At 42.4% G+C, this 17,645-nt stretch carries 17 protein-coding genes, 4 tRNA genes and 1 other annotated feature; of the genes, 3 read left to right on the forward strand and 18 right to left on the reverse strand.

Going from position 1 to position 17,645, the window contains the following annotated elements; all coding sequences use genetic code 11:
- Window positions 1–5: 5 nt before the first annotated feature.
- From MHI33_RS21360 to MHI33_RS21390, 7 genes are all read right to left on the reverse strand, one after another.
- Entirely contained in the window at window positions 6–1,226 is a 1,221-nt protein-coding gene (locus tag MHI33_RS21360; protein WP_340913680.1) for an MBL fold metallo-hydrolase, read from the reverse strand.
- Window positions 1,227–1,569: 343 nt separating this feature from the next.
- Window positions 1,570–2,049, reverse strand: coding sequence for a 23S rRNA (pseudouridine(1915)-N(3))-methyltransferase RlmH (gene rlmH, locus MHI33_RS21365; RefSeq protein WP_046312614.1), 480 nt, complete (start codon window positions 2,047–2,049; stop codon window positions 1,570–1,572).
- 80 nt (window positions 2,050–2,129) lie between these two features.
- A complete protein-coding gene (locus MHI33_RS21370; RefSeq protein WP_008360116.1) occupies window positions 2,130–2,300 on the reverse strand; it encodes a CxxH/CxxC protein in 171 nt (56 codons plus the stop codon).
- A 161-nt stretch (window positions 2,301–2,461) separates the two neighbouring features.
- Entirely contained in the window at window positions 2,462–3,292 is an 831-nt protein-coding gene (locus MHI33_RS21375) for an energy-coupling factor transporter transmembrane component T family protein (RefSeq protein ID WP_106033079.1), read from the reverse strand.
- Window positions 3,283–4,998 (reverse strand): ABC transporter ATP-binding protein, encoded by a 1,716-nt coding sequence (locus tag MHI33_RS21380; RefSeq protein ID WP_340913687.1) that lies wholly within the window; start codon window positions 4,996–4,998, stop codon window positions 3,283–3,285. The genes MHI33_RS21375 and MHI33_RS21380 overlap by 10 nt, the downstream gene beginning before the upstream one ends.
- Before the next feature lie 19 nt (window positions 4,999–5,017).
- Window positions 5,018–5,575, reverse strand: a complete 558-nt coding sequence (locus tag MHI33_RS21385; RefSeq protein ID WP_106065894.1) for an ECF-type riboflavin transporter substrate-binding protein — start codon at window positions 5,573–5,575, stop codon at window positions 5,018–5,020.
- A gap of 14 nt (window positions 5,576–5,589) precedes the next feature.
- Window positions 5,590–6,450 (reverse strand): SAM hydrolase/SAM-dependent halogenase family protein, encoded by an 861-nt coding sequence (locus MHI33_RS21390; protein ID WP_340913690.1) that lies wholly within the window; start codon window positions 6,448–6,450, stop codon window positions 5,590–5,592.
- 110 nt (window positions 6,451–6,560) lie between these two features.
- Window positions 6,561–6,831: a binding site (T-box leader), on the reverse strand.
- Between the two features lie 192 nt (window positions 6,832–7,023).
- Here MHI33_RS21390 and MHI33_RS21395 point away from each other — a divergent pair.
- Both MHI33_RS21395 and MHI33_RS21400 read left to right on the forward strand, forming a co-directional pair.
- A complete protein-coding gene (locus MHI33_RS21395; RefSeq protein ID WP_065097607.1) occupies window positions 7,024–7,710 on the forward strand; it encodes an ABC transporter permease subunit in 687 nt (228 codons plus the stop codon).
- Window positions 7,711–8,592, forward strand: coding sequence for an ABC transporter ATP-binding protein (locus MHI33_RS21400; protein WP_065097606.1), 882 nt, complete (start codon window positions 7,711–7,713; stop codon window positions 8,590–8,592).
- Between the two features lie 38 nt (window positions 8,593–8,630).
- Here the strand turns inward: MHI33_RS21400 and MHI33_RS21405 are convergent, their stop codons facing one another.
- The 11 genes from MHI33_RS21405 to MHI33_RS21455 form a co-directional block, all read right to left on the reverse strand.
- Window positions 8,631–9,095: a GNAT family N-acetyltransferase gene (locus MHI33_RS21405; RefSeq protein ID WP_106033075.1), complete on the reverse strand. Its 465-nt coding sequence runs from the start codon at window positions 9,093–9,095 to the stop codon at window positions 8,631–8,633.
- Between the two features lie 68 nt (window positions 9,096–9,163).
- Window positions 9,164–10,351: a S1C family serine protease gene (locus tag MHI33_RS21410; RefSeq protein ID WP_340913696.1), complete on the reverse strand. Its 1,188-nt coding sequence runs from the start codon at window positions 10,349–10,351 to the stop codon at window positions 9,164–9,166.
- Window positions 10,352–10,432: 81 nt separating this feature from the next.
- Entirely contained in the window at window positions 10,433–11,227 is a 795-nt protein-coding gene (locus MHI33_RS21415; RefSeq protein ID WP_044139071.1) for an MBL fold metallo-hydrolase, read from the reverse strand.
- Window positions 11,228–11,233: 6 nt separating this feature from the next.
- The gene (locus MHI33_RS21420) at window positions 11,234–12,097 is read right to left on the reverse strand and encodes a two-component system regulatory protein YycI (RefSeq protein ID WP_003215210.1); all 864 of its coding nucleotides are present in this window, start codon (window positions 12,095–12,097) and stop codon (window positions 11,234–11,236) included.
- On the reverse strand, window positions 12,084–13,463 hold the full coding sequence (yycH, locus tag MHI33_RS21425; RefSeq protein WP_268484109.1) for a two-component system activity regulator YycH: 1,380 nt from the start codon (window positions 13,461–13,463) through the stop codon (window positions 12,084–12,086). Before yycH ends, MHI33_RS21420 begins: the two co-directional genes overlap by 14 nt.
- Window positions 13,453–15,291, reverse strand: coding sequence for a cell wall metabolism sensor histidine kinase WalK (gene walK / locus MHI33_RS21430; RefSeq protein WP_340913701.1), 1,839 nt, complete (start codon window positions 15,289–15,291; stop codon window positions 13,453–13,455). The genes yycH and walK overlap by 11 nt, the downstream gene beginning before the upstream one ends.
- 7 nt (window positions 15,292–15,298) lie before the next feature.
- Complete coding sequence (gene yycF / locus MHI33_RS21435) at window positions 15,299–16,006, reverse strand: response regulator YycF (RefSeq protein WP_003215017.1); 708 nt, start codon at window positions 16,004–16,006, stop codon at window positions 15,299–15,301.
- A 351-nt stretch (window positions 16,007–16,357) separates the two neighbouring features.
- Window positions 16,358–16,430, reverse strand: a tRNA-Phe gene (locus tag MHI33_RS21440).
- A gap of 27 nt (window positions 16,431–16,457) precedes the next feature.
- Window positions 16,458–16,534: transfer RNA gene (locus tag MHI33_RS21445), tRNA-Asp, on the reverse strand.
- An 81-nt stretch (window positions 16,535–16,615) separates the two neighbouring features.
- Window positions 16,616–16,687, reverse strand: a tRNA-Glu gene (locus tag MHI33_RS21450).
- Between the two features lie 6 nt (window positions 16,688–16,693).
- Window positions 16,694–16,769 (reverse strand) — tRNA-Lys (locus tag MHI33_RS21455).
- A gap of 342 nt (window positions 16,770–17,111) precedes the next feature.
- Between MHI33_RS21455 and MHI33_RS21460 the strand changes: the two genes are divergently transcribed.
- On the forward strand, window positions 17,112–17,636 hold the full coding sequence (locus MHI33_RS21460; RefSeq protein ID WP_012011881.1) for a peroxiredoxin family protein: 525 nt from the start codon (window positions 17,112–17,114) through the stop codon (window positions 17,634–17,636).
- The last annotated feature ends 9 nt before the right edge of the window (window positions 17,637–17,645 follow it).

A 17,645-nucleotide genomic window follows, 5' to 3' on the forward strand; every position in this document is an offset into this window, starting at 1 on the left:
CCCCCTCACATTTCAATTATTGTTGCAGCAGTACCATTAGAAATGTGAACTCCGTAGTTATAGTGTTCTTTCCAATTTGCATTATTTAATATCTTTGAAGTGCTTGTTTCATAATTAAATACAAGTGTCTTCGGTCTATGTCTTTGATAATAAAGGAGCCTTGCCAGCGAATCAAAATCAGGATGTCCGTGTTTATCGCCATTAGTTGAAATCAAGAATAACTCAGAGTTTAGATTCTCTATAAGGTCTATTGTTATATTTCTTTTACTACCATGGTGAGGCAATTTAACCAAGTCGAAGTATTTCTCTTCTAATTTAGAAATATTATCGTAAATAATGTCAGGGTGAGCGTCTGCTAAAAATAGCAATCTTTTACCCTGATATTCAATGATAAACGAAATTGAGGACCCATTTACTACGGATTTATCAATTTCTTCTTTTGGATTTTGCAAAAAAAGCTTTTCTATACTTTTTTCTTCATAGTTAATTGCCCCTGATGAGATATTACTTTCTACAACCTTTTGTTCCTCTTGTTTAATCAAATAGAATTCATAGGCATCATCGAATATTCGCTCATTGCTTAATAAAAAGTTCATTTTTTGTTTCTTTAGCTCTCTTAACCATGTGTTGGATAATCGTTTTAGCTTATCTGTATTAGGTGATAATAAGGTAAGGTTGTATTGATCCTTTACAATAGGATTCTTGTTTTCGTAGTTCACTGCTTTGCCACCAAAAGATTTATTCCAAGGGTATCCACCTTCCAATATTAAAGCTGCTAACATAGAGCCCTGCTTTGCACTAATGTCCTCATCACGGATTCTACTTTGTCCTATTCGATGTCGTAAAAAGGAACTTCCCAATACTACTTCTCTATTTAAGATTGTTAATTCTTGCTTAGTAATTTCCTCAACTTTTTCTTTTTCAAATTGTAAGTGTTTGTAACTGTTATGCCATATTTCCTTAACCTCTATAAAAGGAGCTTTATTATTTTCTTCTAAAAATGCTAATGCACCTAAAATATGATCCTGGTCAATATGCGTTATCACCATTAAATCTATTGCTTCACCATTATTTGCAATTTTAATTAGTTCTTCTTTTAAAAAGTCTCTATATGTTTCCACATAACCACAATCTATTAGAATATGTTTCTTATTATCGAATCCAAGTGAAACTAAAAAACAGTCTCCATTTTTTGCAGGAAACATTTTCACAGTAATATTTGACATTTAAACCCCCTAATTAAATTATCAACTTTTCTCCCATTATCTTCTATTTTATCATAATACAAAACCAATTCTTATTCAGAAAAAAATTGAAAAAGAAAAATTGTTGTCTATAGGGACCTCATCCCAAATTTTAAGGAAACATGGGAACAGTTCTTCTACTTCCCCATTCATATCATAAAAAAGCTAGATCTCCTTCCCCCTGCTTCCTAGATAATAAGCTAGAGTTAGAAATAGACAAATAAGAACAATTTAACAACAAAAACAGGCTTTCAAGCAACAAAACACATACAGCACCTTTCCTGCTTGGATGGTGCTGTTACTTGTTGTACCAAAAATACCTCATTCACTTATGATAAGGCTCCCCCCGCACAATCCGAAACGCCCGATAAATCTGCTCCACCAGCACCAATCTCATCAACTGATGCGGGAACGTCATTTTCGAAAATGAAAGCTTCTCATTCGCACGCTGCATGACGGCGTCGCTTAATCCGAGCGATCCGCCTATGACAAAACACACCTTGCTTTTTCCGTATGTTGCCAGCTTATCTATTGTATCGGCTAATTCTTCGGAACTTTTCATCTTTCCTTCGATGGCGAGGGCGATGACGTGGGCGTCTGGGTTGATTTTGCTTAGGATGCGTTCGCCTTCTTTGTCCTTGATGATTTTCATGTCTTGATCACTGAGATTCTCGGGTGCTTTTTCGTCTGCGAGCTCAATGATCTCGATTTTTGCGTAAGCCTGTAATCGTTTTGTGTATTCGGCTATGCCTTGCTTTAAATATTTCTCTTTTAATTTTCCTACTGTGATAATTGATATATTCACAGGTCATCCCCACCTTAAGAACAAGTTATTCATATAAGTTATCAACAATTGTGGATAAAATTTGTGTATTTTGTGTCCGATCATTCGTTCCCCACTATATATATTGCAGGTTCATCGCACAATTCACAGGTTGTGGATAAGCTGTGTGTATGTTCGATTTTTCTGAATTCTGGCGGTGTTTCGTGATCATCTATGTACATGTCTAGTACGGTTTCTATATGTTCTGCACAAGCATAAAGTGATTTGTTCATAAGTTTCTAATTCCTCCAATATATTGTCTGGTTATTCACAAGTATTTCGCTCAATGTTCAATATAACCGATTTATTCACATGTTAATAGTCTTTTACCATTTTCCACACCTTTTATCCACAAACCAAATAAAAAAGCCTCCACTCCTGTGAAGGCTTCCTTCTATAGAAACGGATTATAAAATCTCGTTCCTCTAACAAATGTAATCACTAACGAAACAATCAGTACCGCACCAACAAATATGAACGCCACATAATCTGCTTTTTGAAAGTCTTTCGCCGTAAACCATGTGCGCTTTTTATGCTTTCCAAAACCGCGCAGCTCCATCGCATTACTGATGGTCTCAATCCGCTCTAGGCTAGAAAATATCAGCGGCATCACAATCGATAGCGCATTTTTGATCCGTTTCCCCAGTTTTTCATTCTTCGATAAATCAATGCCTCTTGCTTGTTGAGAAATTGCGATCGTTCGAAAATCACGCTGAATATCTGGAATGTAGCGTAGAGCAATCGCAACCGCATACGAAATCCGGTAGCTGACCCCGATTCGGCTGAGCGATGAGGCAAATTCACTTGGATTTGTTGTCACAATAAATAAAAGCGCTGCTGGCATGACGGTCACGTATTTCAGCGTAATGTTTAACTGATAGAAAAGCTGTTCAAGTGTGACGTTGTACCAGCCTGCAATGTGAAATAGTTCATGTTTTGCTCCGTAAATTGCAACACCTTGCTGCGGCGCAAAGATGTAAATGGCGATGTTGTTGATGACAAGGAAAATCGCCAGGACAATCACTACGAAAGAGATATCACGAAATTGTACGTTCGACAATTGAAAGAACACGATACTAGCAACTAGCATAAACACTAAAACACCTGTATCATACGTGAGCATCGCTGCGGATGACCAGAGGATAAAGCAAATGAGTTTGGTTGCCCCTGTCAGCCGGTGAATCGGCGACGGGCGATCGATATAGGACAGCATGTCTACAGCCATGTCATTCGTTCCTTTCTGTCAACCTCAATGAAGCGATCCACGAGTTCATTTGGATTTGGCCAGTCTGCTTTCAGCGCCAATTCATATAGCGATGTTTCCTTTAAGCTCGCCTTTTGAACAAGCAGCTGATCTGTCAGCACTTTGGCAGGTGTATCATCTGCGATTTTTTCTCCATCTGATATGACAATGGTTCTTGTTGTGTATTCGAGCATCAAATGCATGTCATGGGTGATCATCAAGATCGTGACACCCTGCTGATTTAATTGCTCTAAAAACGTCATCATCTCTGTGTAATGTCTAAAATCCTGTCCGGCGGTTGGCTCATCTAAAATGATGATTTCTGGCTCTAATACAAGAATTGATGCAATGGTGACGCGCTTTTTCTGTCCAAAGCTGAGGGCTGAAATCGGCCAGTTCCGAAATGGATATAAGCCGCACACTTTCAGGACCCGCTCCACCCGTTCCTTGATGTCTTCTTCCTTTACGCCTCTTAAAACGAGACCAAATGCGACTTCATCAAAAATCATTTGTTTAGAAATCATTTGATTGGGGTTTTGCATGACGACGCCGATTCGTTCGGAGCGCTGTTTGATGGTGTCTCCTGTGATGTCATCACCATTTAGATGAATGGTCCCTTTTGTTGGCTTTTCAAACGCGCAGAGCACCTTGGAAAGTGTCGTCTTGCCTGCGCCATTGGCTCCTGCGATGCTGATCATTTCTCCTTTTTTGACGGTAAAAGAGATGTTGCTCAGCGTGTTTGGTCTTGTCGGATAGTCAAAGCTCAGTTCACGTACTTCTAGTAAATCCTGCGCTGCATTTTGCTCGACTGATGGCTCAGACGCTTCCATCCACTGCTCGATTTTCATTTTTTCCTCATCATTTAAGGTAAGATGCTGTAAATTCGCGATCTGATCTCCTGCTTCAACCGGAATGCCTGCATATTTCATGGCTTTTACATATAAAGGCTCACGTAAATACGCCGCTTCTAATACATTTGAGGCGAGCAATTCATCTGGTGTCATATCTGCTGCAATCGTGCCGTCATTGACGACGATGATGCGATCCACCTGGCGGAAGAGGACGTCCTCTAATCGGTGCTCAACCATCACGACGGTTTTTTTCGTTTGTTTTTGCAGTCGATCAATGAGATCGATCACTTCTTTGCCTGTAGCGGGATCAAGGCTTGCGAGTGGTTCGTCAAACAGCAAAATGTCGACTTCGTTCACAAGTACGCCTGCGATGGCGACACGTTGTTTTTGACCACCTGACAGCTCATATACGGATGATGCCAGCTTGCCATCTACCTCTGTTAATTTTGCCGCTTCTTCGACACGTGTTTTCATTTCTTCGCGTGTGACTTGGTCATTTTCAAGTGTAAACGCGATGTCTTCTCCAACGGTCAGCCCGATAAATTGTCCGTCAGGGTCCTGCAGCACCGTTCCGACGAGCTGTGAGAGGGAGAAAATGTTCTCTTTCTCTGCATTCTTCCCTCCGATGTGAAGACTTCCTTCCATAGAACCTTTATAAGACGCAGGAACTAGCCCATTGATGCAATGGGCTAGTGTGCTTTTTCCCGATCCAGACGGGCCTGCGATGAGGACTTTTTCGCCTTCATAGATGGTCAGGTTAATATCTTTCAATGTCGGTTCTGCCTGACTGCGATATTGGAATCCGAAATGTTCGAATTGAATCATCGGTTTCTTCATTTATGTGTTCCACCTTGCTTCATGATGTTTCTTTCGATAGACTGCCGCTTTTGCTTCTCGTTTTCGCATAAGCCGCAATGATGATGGTTCCTAGTACACCGACTGTGATGATGTTTGAGATTCCTGCGGTAAAGCCTTGGAAAAATACCTTTTTTGCTGGCTCAGCATAAATTGCTATGTCGAGTAATGGTGCAATAACAAACCAGCCAAGTGCCTGCACGCTTATTTGCACTACATTGAAGAGCGTGATTTTTTTCCAGCCAAAGTCACCCTCTTCTACTTTTAAACGGTTTGAAATGAAGCCGATCATTAAACCTACAAAACCCGAAACGATAATCCAGCTCCACCAAGGGCCGAATGTGGTGGCATCTTTAATAAGATGACCAATAAACCCAATCAGTGCGCCTGCAACAGGACCAAATAGCACGGCCATTAATGCAAGGAATGCATACGATGTTTCAATTTGTGTATTCGGAATCCCAGTTGGAATGGAGACGAAGCGTCCTAAAATGACAAAGACGGCTGCGCCAATTCCGATGGCAACGACAGTTTTCGTTGAAAGTTGTTTACCTGCCATGATGTATCCTCCTCTTATTCGTATATAATGCGCGGAGCTTTGCGAATCGAAAGGCGCCAGCCTGTGCCTGTACCGATGTTATAAGCCTTTGCAAATGACCCTTGATTGATCGCCACGCCTAAATGATCGAGTGAATTGACATATACGAGTGGTTCGCCTACCTTTAAATCGGCAAAAGATCGTCCATAGGTCATGATATTTTTATACACATTTTTTGGCCCGTTGGCAATGGTAACTTCTATTGCATCCCCATAATTGATTGAAAGCTGCTCAAATAGCGTATGATGAATGTTTGTCCAGAGGTTTCCGAATCTCACGTCTAAAATATCAATCGTCCCTGTGATGACTTCTTCTTTCGCATAAGCCTGTACGACTGGAAGGTGAATAATATCATCAATATCCGCCTTTGGCCCAACCTCTTCAAAAGAAATCACACCTGAAGCGATTCTCGCCCCTGTATACGCGTAAATGTCTCTCCCGTGGAATGTATGTGATTTTCCCGACTTCGGCAGCCGGTTAATGGTTTCATCTAAATAACGGGCTTCTACAATGCCTATATCCTGCGCGACGTGCGTGAGTGTCCCGTTATCTGGGGTAATGATGTAGTGCGAGCTTGTGGTTTTGACGACAAGACTCTTTCTTTCTGACCCAACACCTGGGTCAACGACGGATACGAATACCGTCTCTTCCGGCCAGTACGTGACGGTTTGGAGCAGGCGGTAAGATGCCTCCCAAATGTCATACTGCGGAATATTGTGTGTTAGATCAAAAAGCCGAATGTTGCTGCTGACCGTATTTGCCACTCCGTACATGGCGCTAACAGCTCCATCATCAATGCCGAAATCTGATTGTAAAACCAATGCATGTTCACTCATGTCAATCTCCCTTTCATTTGAAAAAATGGATGTGGTGTTTCACGTGGAACATTTGAACATTTGTATGAAAAAAGTGGACAATAAAAAATACCCCATCCTTATCTTTGAATCATAAGGACGAGGTATTTGTCTCGTGGTACCACCTTTATTTACTGTTTGCTCGCGCTAAACAGCCTCTACAAGTACAAAGCTCCAATCTGGCTCATATACTGTGGTTTTGATAACGAGTACCAACTCTCGTCGTGTCCTACTAATATCATAGATATGTTCAGCACGAGGCTCAGAGACCATTTTTCGAATCATTATTTTTGCTTCTTTTCAGCTGCCGAAGCTCTCTGTGGAAAAATTGATGATTGTACTTTCTCTCGTCATTGCCTGTTTAACTATCTTGAATTAAAGCTATCATACATGATGTTTTTTGATAAATCAAGATATTTTTCTGAACATTTTCAAAAGTGAGTCAACAGGTGCTGGAAGAGTCTTCTTTTTATAAAATTTAAACAAATGTTAAAGAGCGAGATATGGTGTCTTTCCTTTCTAGCGGTATAATAAAGATGAAGGGAGGTACAGCGTGTGTGGACCATCTGTATGAATGAGTTTAAGCAGCTCTTCAAAAGCACAAAATCTATTTTAACAATTGTTATTATTTTCATTCTATCTACTTTTGTTTCAACTCTACCGTTTATTGCTGCTCATCAGGACAAATGGGAGGCAAAGGATCCTTATTCCATTGGGAATGAACTGGTGATGTCGTTATTTGGTTTCTTCCTTATTTTCTTATTGTCTCACGATATTTTAAGCCGAGAAATTCATTTAAAAACCATTCGTTTTCTCGTCAGTAAAACCACCCGTTTGAACATTATTATCGGGAAATATCTTGGACTGATGCTGTTTTGGCTTAGCTGTATTATGACGACATACGTACTGAATATGGTGATTTCACATCGTTTTCTGTTCTCTGATGCGTTAAAAATCTTAACCTTTATCAGTGTCGGTATCTCATGTGCTTTATTTTTGTCCATGCTCTTTCCAACCCCGCAGAAATCAATGTTTGTTGGGATGTTGTTTTCCTTTCTTTTCCCAATCGTCAGTATGATATCTGTTCTTTCTTCAGAACGATTGATTCATTGGTTCCAATATATGACGCCTTATTATTATGTGCGCTTGAGTGAGCCGCTGACCTATGTACTCATGAATACAGCATTGACCGTTATCTTACTCATTGGAACAGCACTCCTATTTCAAAGGAGGGATGTCTAAATGCTACACACAAAAGAACTCACAAAAAAATATCGGACAAAAGTCGCGATAGATCACATTACCCTTGATGTCAATCAAGGTGATATTTTCGGGCTCATTGGACCGAAGGGTTCTGGTAAGACGACGTTTTTCAATATCATTACGGGAATTTCCCGGCCAACCTCTGGGACGTTTACGATGATGGATATGCCTTCATTAAAAAAGGTGAGGCAGCATATCGGTGTTCTGCCTGAATATACGGATTTATATGAAGGGCTTACGGCACTTGAACATATTGCCTACTTATCAAAAATCACCGGAACGCGCCAGAAAACGAGTGATTATGAAGAACTGCTCGAATTTGTCGGCTTAGATCGCTATCATCAGGAAAAGGTCGGTTCCTTCACACCTGGTATGAAGAAACGGCTCGGCATGGCGCAGGCTATCGCCCATCGACCTGAATTTATTTTACTCGACGAGCCTTTTGCTGATATCGACGCAGATTCGATCTTGCACATCCAGCAGGTCATTGACACGTTAAAACATGAAGGGAAAACCGTCTTTTTAACGGCTGACCGCCCAAGGTTCACAAATAGTATCTGTACAAAAACTGCTTTTATTTCTGAAGGAAAATTAGTGTCCCCCCATACACATCCTCAAGAGAAAACCATCACATCCTCAAACATACGTGCAACCTTCAAGCATGCGTGGATTGATGATGAGGTGAAGCCTGTTCTCACGCAGTACTTACAAACTGTTGGAACAGATCTTGTGATCAGTGATGACGAGACCTCATTGTTGATTCGTTCAGAAGCCCAAGTCCCATCGATCATCCGTGCTTTCGTGAAATGCAAAGTTGATTTATACAGAGTCACGGCTCAGGATGCCATGAGCACCTCATAAAAAGTACCGTACGCGATCCGCACGGTACTTCTTCTTTTTTATAAAGGTTTACTCATATAGATTCCAGTTTCTGCAAATCCGGTCTTCTCGTACAGTGAACGGGCAATTTGATTGTGAGCAAAAACATGAAGCGAGAGTTTCTGCACTCCTAATGACTTTGCTTGCTCCTCTAATGCAGCAATGGCCTGCTTTGCAAAGCCTTTGCCTCGATAGGCTTCGAATAAAATAAAGTTATAAATGAATCCTTCCTGCTGAGGGTGATTCGGGTCATAACAAAGCCAAACCCAGCCAATCGCTTCTTCCCCATTTAAGAAATTCCAGAGCTCATGATGCTCTGTCTGTAGACCTTCGGGAAGTAGCCGATCAAATTGTTCTTCGGCGTTTGCAAGTGATTCTTCCTTCTCCCAAGTCCCTGCGAGTACCTTTTCTTCTGCGTACCGCTGAATGGCCTTCTCCATCAATACATCGTAATCCGTTTGTGACATTGGTTGTAGTGTAACCAATCGTACCGCCCCCTTTCCTCCATCATATGATGAGCATGCAAAAAAAACCAGTCCCATCAAGGAACTGGTTAGCCGCCGAATCGGTCGGTTTGAGAAAGTTTGATCTCTACAGATTTTTTCTTTCCACTTCGGTAAAACTGCACCTTTACCTTGTCGCCAACTTTCTTTTGATATAAATACTTACGAAGGTCTACGATATTCTGTACACTCTTGCCATCAAAGAAAGTGACGACATCCAGCTCTTTTAGTCCCGCTTTTCCTGCCGGAGACAAAGGCTCGACACTCATCACGACAACCCCTGATGTGACGTTAGACGGCAGCTTCAACGTTTCCTGCCAGTGATAGCTCGCAATATCAGCTAATGATTTCATGCCAACGCCTAGATACGGACGCTTCACCTCTCCGTAGCGCTCTAAGTCTTCTATGACAGGGATGACGAGGTTTGCCGGGATAGACAGCCCGATGCCTTCTACCTCTGATTCAGCAATCTTCATTGAGTTGATGCCGATCACTTTTCCGTCCATATTGATCAAGGCACCACCGCTGTTCCCTGGATTGATGGCGGCATCTGTTTGCAGTACCTCCGCATTCCAATCCGCCTGTCCGTCTCCATTCGAGTCTACAGGAATCGCACGTTCCGTTCCTGAAATGACACCTTGTGTGACAGAGCCTGCGAATTCAAGCCCTAAAGGATTTCCAATGGCGATTACAGGCTCACCGGGCTTCACATGATCTGAATTGCCAAAAGCAGCGGTTTGCTTGATCTTATCACTTTTGACGGTGAGAACCGCTAAATCCATAAGCTGATCACTTCCGACAAGATTGGCTCCAATTCTTGTCCCATCCTGAAGACTCACCTCAAGCTGATTGGCACCTTTGATGACGTGATGGTTGGTCACAATATAAAAGGTGTCACCCTTTTTCTTATAAATCACACCTGACCCGCTGCCTGCCTCTCCGCCTTCTTCCCAAAAGCTCGACTTTTGGATATTAATAACGCCGACAACCGTATCCGACATATTCGATACGACTTTTGTGACCGCATCATTGACGTTCACATTGACGGTCTTTAAAGGGCCCTGTGCTGCTTGCTCATCTCCGTTCTGCTGCCACCCAAAGGGACTGCCGCTCTGTCCTGACACATAGGGGAAAAAGAATCCCATTAAAAAAGCTCCTACCAATACACCGATCAGACCAGATAGGAAATATCCTTTTCTGCTTCGTCTCGGCTTCCACTCTACATCGCGATAATCCACTATGTTTCCTTCCTTTCAGTGAATAGATGATGTATATAGTGTTGGTAAGAAGCCCTTATCTTAATCATACGATTGTAAAAATCATACGGCGCAAAGCGGGGTTGCTTTTTTCGGGTCCGTATCATATAAATCAAAGCCATCCCCGACAACAAAGCCTTTCATCTCAAGCGTCTGCTGGACCGCCATACGGGCCAAATCCTTCATGTTGTTGTCTTGACTCAAGTGAGCCAAGTAAATGCGTGAGGTGGCATCTCCAATCACATCTGTCATCGCAAGAGCCGCATCTTCATTTGATACATGTCCGACATCGCTCAGAATTCTGCGCTTAATGCTCCACGGGTATCGGCCCATTTGCAGCATGCCGACATCATGATTGCTCTCAAATACAAATGTATTGGCTGACTGAATGATGCCTTTCATACGATCACTCACATAGCCTGTATCCGTCATTAGGGCAAGTTTGCGCCCGCCATAATGGAACACGTAAAACATGGGCTCAGCCGCATCATGTGAGACGCCAAAGGACTCAACATCGAGACCGCCAAAGGATTGGACGGTTTCCATATCAAAATGGAATTTTTGCTCTGTGTCAATCTTCCCGATATGAGTCTCCATCGCCTTCCATGTTTTCGCATTTGCATAGACAGGGAGCTTGTACTTTCTTGCCATGACACCGAGCCCTTTAATATGATCTGAGTGCTCGTGTGTCACAAAAATGCCGTCCAAGTCCTCAGGCTTGCGGTCGATTTGACCAAGCAGCTCGACCATCTGTTTGCCGCTTAACCCAGCATCCACTAAAAAGGCATGCTCGTCTGTTTCTAAATAAAAAGCGTTCCCCGTACTTCCGCTCGCTAGTACACTGAACTGCAAGCTCATGTTCTCTCACTCCATTGAGGATTTGTCATCTTTCTCTATATGATCAAGTGTTGAGCCATCAATGGCATTGATCAAATATTCTTCTTCTGTCTTTTTCTTTGAACTAGCTGATACGCCTTCAAGCTCGACTCGCCATACAGGCACCATGACCTGCGTGCTTGCACCTGGGTATTGCGTATAGTAGCCCAGCTCTACCTTTTTCACGGTCGTGTTTTGGCTCAGCATGTTTTGCGTATATAAATCCTTCACAGTTTCAAGCGCTGGCACTAGGGTTTCTTTTCTCACTTCATTAATCGATGTCACCATCGACTGCTGATACGATACGACCTCGTTTTTATCATTTAGATCTAGGGTGATTTTTCCGATGGTTTCGGAGTCATCAAGCCCCTCTTGGAAAATGTATTTCCCTTTATACGTTTGGAAAAAGACGATTTTCCCTGTCTCTTCATCAATACTCCACAGCTTATAATTCTTCCCATCCAGCAAACGCTGGTTCACAAGGTTTGCCGCCGCTGTTTTCATATCTTTTTTCGGCAAGGCCACTGGTTTATTGAAAGTCATTTCAAGCAGCGTGACAGGATCATCTTTGTCTCTTTTCGGGAATGTGCTTTTCGCCTTTTGATCAGCTAATTCGTCAACATCCTTTTTCGTATATTGCTTCTTTTCAGCTGTAATGCGATAGCCAATCTTCGCTTCATCTGATAGATTGCCATATTTGATCCCGTCTGCCTTCATTTCTTCCAGCGTATCCGTTTTTTCGATAATCGCAAAATGATCGGTTGATCGTTTTTCAAAGTATTGAAAACCTAGAAAGATATCGAGAACGAGAAAGGCTAGGATAAAGATCGTTTTGGTCTTATTCCACTCCATGATTCTCGCTCCCCTCTGTCAACAAATCATGCGATAGAATCACGGTTTTGCCATTGTATTTCATGCACCATACTGGCTCCAGCCAGACAAACATCGCTTGATCTTGATCTGATGCGGTGGAAGCAGCTTGATAGGCCGGGAAAATTTGTTCAATTTTCTCAAGGTCATCATATTTCGTCTGCTTGACGATTAAGTCTTTCAGCTCTGTCCCATTCATCAGCTTGACCTGTTCGCTCTGACTCGCTTTGTTGCCTAGAATATAGTTTGGACGCTTGTAATTCAAGATGTCGTCATTCGCCCACTGTACTTCAAGAGAGGTCATCCCAAATGGGTGCTTTGTACTGTTGACGATCGGTAGGCCATCCATAAACATATTAAAGGAAAGCTGCTGGTTGCTATTGATGCCAAAGTATTGATAGTCATCGGTAAAGCTCCCCGTATCATTGAAATACTTCACACTTCGCTTGATCAAATCGCCCGTTTGGAAAACGGTGCTGCTGTTGATATTGCGATGTTGATATTGGATGCGGTGGTCTTTTTGATTGGCTTCAAGGCGGCTTGTGCCATCTGTGTACACCGTTCGGTTTAAATTAGACTCCTCGCCGACTAGACTCGGATCCGTAAACAAAGCGTCCTTGAATTTGCTTGTCTTAATCGTTTCGATAAAGAACATTTTTGCTTCAAGCTGCTTTTGCTTTCTCGGAAGGAGGAAATCTCGTTTCGAATTCGCTGAGAATGTATAGAGATCATAGTGCGGCATCTCGTTTTGAGCGGCTGCGATACTGTCCATGAGATTCCGATAGTTAGCGGATTCTATTGTCAGCTCAAGCACCGTTTCCTTGCTGTATGAAACCAAATAAACTTTCTTATTGGCCTTGTCCTGCTGGGAGAACGGCACAATCATCCGGTCAAACGAATTGTATTCAATGGACTTATTCGGCCATTTAAACAACGCTTGGAAAATATCAATCGGAATCGGGTCATTGAACACAAGATCCAATGTCTTCCCCTGTCCTCCGCTTCCATAGAAGAAATTCTTAAATTTCTGCTCCGAATATTGATCTGACACATCCGAAATCTCTTTCACATCCCAAAGGCTCACATCATTCCAGAAGTTTTGAAAGAGTTCCTTTTGATCCACTTTAAAATGCTCCCCATTTGAATGGATGAACATCTCCCGCGGCTTCACGACATCAATGAGGCTTCTAGGCTCATCGCTTGAAATCTTCTTCGTTTCCACGACCTGAGTGCCGGCATCTGCCTGGTCCTGCATGACGGGCTGGAACATCCAAATATTCCACGTAAACACAAGACTGATCGCAATTAGGATTGTCAATATTATGGTTTTAAAGGTCTCACGCTTCATCCCAATCATCCTCTTGTTCTTCATTGTACGGAAGGGTAAAGGTCACTGTTGTTCCTTTTCCTTCAATGCTGTCAGCCCAAATATCTCCGCCATGAGCCTGAACCATTTCTTTTGCAATCGCAAGGCCTAGGCCGGTTCCGCCAAGTTTTCTTGTTCTCGCCTTATCCACTCGATAAAAACGTTCAAAGATTTTATCCATATCCTTCTTCGGAATACCGATCCCTTCATCTTTGACGCTGAATAATACAAGGCCATTCTCCTCATCCAGATCAACGGTAAACATGATATGTCCACCCTCTGGCGAGTATTTCATAGCATTGGAAATGATATTATCGAGCACTTGTGTGATTTTATCTTGATCAATTTCCACATATATTTCACGTTGCGGAAGATTGCGAATAAACTCGACATGCTGCTCCTTTGTCATTTCAAAACGATCAATGACCAATGAGATAAATCTGATAAAATTCGTCCACTCACGGTTGAATTGATAATCCTTGCTGTCGAACTTAGACAGCTGCAGCAGGTCATTAACAAGCCGGATCATACGCTCTGTTTCATTTTGCGTGACACTGAGGAACCTTGGCGCAAGCTCTTTATCACCAATTGCGCCTTCAGCCAGTGCCTCAAGATAGCTTCGCATCGTCGTTAGCGGTGTGCGCAGCTCATGTGATACGTTTGCGACGAATTCACGGCGTTCTGCATCGATTTTCTCCTGCTCTGTGACGTCATAAATGACCGCAATTAAACCATCAATCTTCCTATGCTCTTTCTGAATCACTGAGAAATTGACACGCAAAACAGACAGCTGATCTTCGCGTTCGATTTCTATCAGCATGGAATCTTGATTTTCGACTAAATCTTCAAAGGTATGCGTGTCCTCGAGGCCCAGTAAGGACGTGATCGGCATCTCTAGTGCTGTTTCACGTGAAACATTTAACAGCTCTAATGCCGGGCTGTTTAATAGAATAATGGCACCGTTTTGATTCGTGGCGATGACGCCATCTGTCATATAGGCAATGACAGAAGAAAGCTTCTTTCGCTCACCCTCCGTCATCAGCTGCGCTTCCTCCAGCTCTCTCGTCAGATGGTTAAAGGTCGTCGCAAGCTGGCCAATCTCGTCATGTCCATACTTTCGAACCTTTCTGGAAAAGTTCCCTTTGGCGAGCTCGATCGCTTGCTTCCTCATATCCGAAATAGGATGAGTGATTGTTCTAAAGATGAAAATTCCAAGTAGTGCGGTCGTCCCAAGTGCGATCAGTGTGCCAGTTGCCAAAATGGTGTTAATGGTTCGCATTTGGTTAAACACGCTCTCCATCGAAGACACAACATAAATCACACCGACAGTTTCTTGGTTTTCATTTTTCACGGCTGTCGCAGAGATACGCACCCGTTTATTTGATTCTGGGTCATAGAATTTCTTTTCATAGTCTTTGCCTACTGCGAAAATACGGCTAATGATTTGATCTGTGATTTTCTTGCCGGCAATCTCCTGACTGCCGTTATTCACAGAGGCAATCACCTCTCTGCTTTCATCAATATAGCTGACTTCAGAAATTTCATTAGACTCATCTTTGTTGTTAAAGTCGTTTAATATCTTTTGAGCATCCTCTTTTAATTCTGCCTTGCTTTTCGATGAATCTTGTTCTAGGTAATACGATAACGAGTAGATTCGCTGATTCAAGGAATTATCATATGAATTAATTAAGGACTGCTCTAGCTGCTTCACAAAGTACACGCCAATGATCTGCATGGCGACGATGATCAGCAGCACGTAAATTAAGGTCAATTTAAAGTGAATCGAGCGAAAAAAACCTACTTTATTCATAAGAATCTTAGTCCTGCTCTGGGTTTCTTAAATAGTAGCCGACGCCTCGTCTTGTCACGATCCAGCTCGGGTGGCTAGGGTTGTCTTCAATTTTCTCACGAAGACGGCGGACGGTGACGTCTACTGTACGGACATCCCCGAAGTAATCGTAGCCCCAAACGGTTTGCAGCAAGTGCTCACGTGTCATGACCTGTCCGATATGTTTCGCTAAGTAATGAAGCAATTCGAACTCACGGTGCGTCAATTCAATCGTTTCCTCGCGCTTAGACACTACATACGCATCTGGATAAATGACAAGTGATCCAATTTCAATATCATTTGATTCAGATTCTTCCTCTGTCTGCGGCGTAGCAATTTGTCTTCTCAAATTCGCTTTCACACGGGCAAGCAGCTCGCGCGTGCTAAATGGCTTCGTCACATAATCATCTGCGCCAAGCTCAAGACCGATGACTTTATCAATTTCAGAGTCTTTTGCTGTCAGCATGATAATCGGCATGTCATATTTCTTTCTCACTTCACGGCATACCTCAACGCCATCTTTGTTCGGCAGCATAATGTCGAGCAGAATAATGTCCGGTTTGATTTCTTCTACCATTTCAAGGGCTTCATTGCCGTCATATGCACAATGAACCTCATAGCCCTCTTTTCTTAAGTTAAATTCCAATATATCAGCAATCGGTTTTTCATCATCTACGACAAGAATCTTTTTTTCCATTGTGATTTCCTCCTGCATTTTTAGCATCTATGTCATTCCATTTTTGCATGTCTCATCAGACCTTTTTCATTTGAGCAAAAAAGGCTCACTGTCTATTATAACGCTTTACGTGGCAAAGATAAAAATAATAACGGCTTTCTTTTCTAGTAAACGTTGGATAGGAAGTCACCTCTCAAAAAAATTGATAGCTTTTTTCCTTTTTTATCGAAACTTTTCCAGTCACCAATCGTCTATATAGATGTAACGTCTTCTTCTTATGGAGCCGGGCCCTACCTAGGTCCGGCTTCTCCCTTTTTATGCCTTTTTTTCATAAAATAAAAACGCACCTGCGATTGCAGATGCGTTTGGAAGTGGCTCGGGACGGAATCGAACCGCCGACACACGGATTTTCAGTCCGTTGCTCTACCAACTGAGCTACCGAGCCATCATCAAAAAGATGAATAAGTATAAATGGCGGTCCGGACGGGACTCGAACCCGCGACCTCCTGCGTGACAGGCAGGCATTCTAACCAACTGAACTACCGGACCTCAGTAACTTGCCCGAAAAAGCAATCGTGGTGCTCCTTCAAGCAAGTGAGGAAAAATTAGCTTAACGCTAAAGTAAATCAATGACCCGTACGGGATTCGAACCCGTGTTACCGCCGTGAAAGGGCGGTGTCTTAACCGCTTGACCAACGGGCCAATACATGGTGAGCCATGAAGGACTCGAACCTTCGACCCTCTGATTAAAAGTCAGATGCTCTACCAACTGAGCTAATGGCTCTCGGTTTGTGAAAAGTAATTCTGAAGAAGTTGTATTGCGTCAAACCAATTGCTTTAAAAAAGCTGGAACATCGCATCCTAACAAGTTTCAGAGACCTTTGCAACAACGAGATTTATAATATCATAGAGTAATTACATATGGCAATACGTTTTTCGACATTTTTTTAAAAAAAGTGTCGGATTTGAAATCTCATGCCAAAGCCCTTCTATTTGCAACCGCCTTCATTTTTGCTGCCTCTTTTCATGATCACTCCCTATTCAAGCACATAGAAACGTTTTAGACCGCCCGAAATTGGTTATACATGAAACAAGTGACATTGTGATTGAAAAAGGAGGAAGCAGTATGAGTTCATTTAAATTAGGAGATAAAATGCCCAATTTTTCACTTCCAACCATTCAGGGCGAACATATTGATTTTCACAAACATTTAGAGGAGCATCAAAGCTGGCACCTCATCGTCTTCTTTAGAGGCTCATGGTGCCCAGTATGTGTAGAAGAATTGAAAGAGCTTGAACAGCAGCAATCATACTTTCAAGACAAGGATATCCACTTAATGGCGATTTCAACGGATCATTCTGATGACTTGAAGGAATTTGCCGATAAAGAAGGACTATCCTTCCCAATCATGTCTGACAAGGACCTCACTTCATTAAAAGCATATGAAGTCCACTATCACGGAGAAGATGCTCCTTATGAAGATCACGGAGTGCACGGGGAACCTGCCTATTTCTTACTAAACGAAAAGGGCCAAGTCCTCTATCAGCAAAGACAAACAAGTCCGTTTGGCAGACCGCATGCCAACGAACTGCGCAAAATCATTCAGTACATCCGCAAAAACTTAAAAGGCCAATATAAAAGCGTGAAATAAGAAAGAAGC

Source organism: Bacillus sp. FSL K6-2971 (assembly GCF_038006405.1).
Taxonomy (GTDB): Bacteria; Bacillota; Bacilli; order Bacillales; family Bacillaceae; genus Bacillus; species Bacillus pumilus.

Bases quoted from the DNA above. Each gene is read 5' to 3' on its own strand.
- MHI33_RS21385 (WP_106065894.1), bottom strand. From the start codon at position 5,575: ATGGCAGGTAAACAACTTTCAACGAAAACTGTCGTTGCCATCGGAATT.
- MHI33_RS21420 (WP_003215210.1), bottom strand. From the start codon at position 12,097: ATGGAGTGGAATAAGACCAAAACGATCTTTATCCTAGCCTTTCTCGTT.
- MHI33_RS21380 (WP_340913687.1), bottom strand. From the start codon at position 4,998: ATGAAGAAACCGATGATTCAATTCGAACATTTCGGATTCCAATATCGC.
- MHI33_RS21375 (WP_106033079.1), bottom strand. From the start codon at position 3,292: ATGGCTGTAGACATGCTGTCCTATATCGATCGCCCGTCGCCGATTCAC.
- yycF (WP_003215017.1), bottom strand. From the start codon at position 16,006: ATGGAAAAAAAGATTCTTGTCGTAGATGATGAAAAACCGATTGCTGAT.
- MHI33_RS21415 (WP_044139071.1), bottom strand. From the start codon at position 11,227: ATGAGCTTGCAGTTCAGTGTACTAGCGAGCGGAAGTACGGGGAACGCT.
- MHI33_RS21460 (WP_012011881.1), top strand. From the start codon at position 17,112: ATGAGTTCATTTAAATTAGGAGATAAAATGCCCAATTTTTCACTTCCA.
- MHI33_RS21390 (WP_340913690.1), bottom strand. From the start codon at position 6,450: ATGAGTGAACATGCATTGGTTTTACAATCAGATTTCGGCATTGATGAT.
- MHI33_RS21370 (WP_008360116.1), bottom strand. From the start codon at position 2,300: ATGAACAAATCACTTTATGCTTGTGCAGAACATATAGAAACCGTACTA.
- MHI33_RS21400 (WP_065097606.1), top strand. From the start codon at position 7,711: ATGCTACACACAAAAGAACTCACAAAAAAATATCGGACAAAAGTCGCG.
- yycH (WP_268484109.1), bottom strand. From the start codon at position 13,463: ATGAAGCGTGAGACCTTTAAAACCATAATATTGACAATCCTAATTGCG.
- walK (WP_340913701.1), bottom strand. From the start codon at position 15,291: ATGAATAAAGTAGGTTTTTTTCGCTCGATTCACTTTAAATTGACCTTA.
- MHI33_RS21360 (WP_340913680.1), bottom strand. From the start codon at position 1,226: ATGTCAAATATTACTGTGAAAATGTTTCCTGCAAAAAATGGAGACTGT.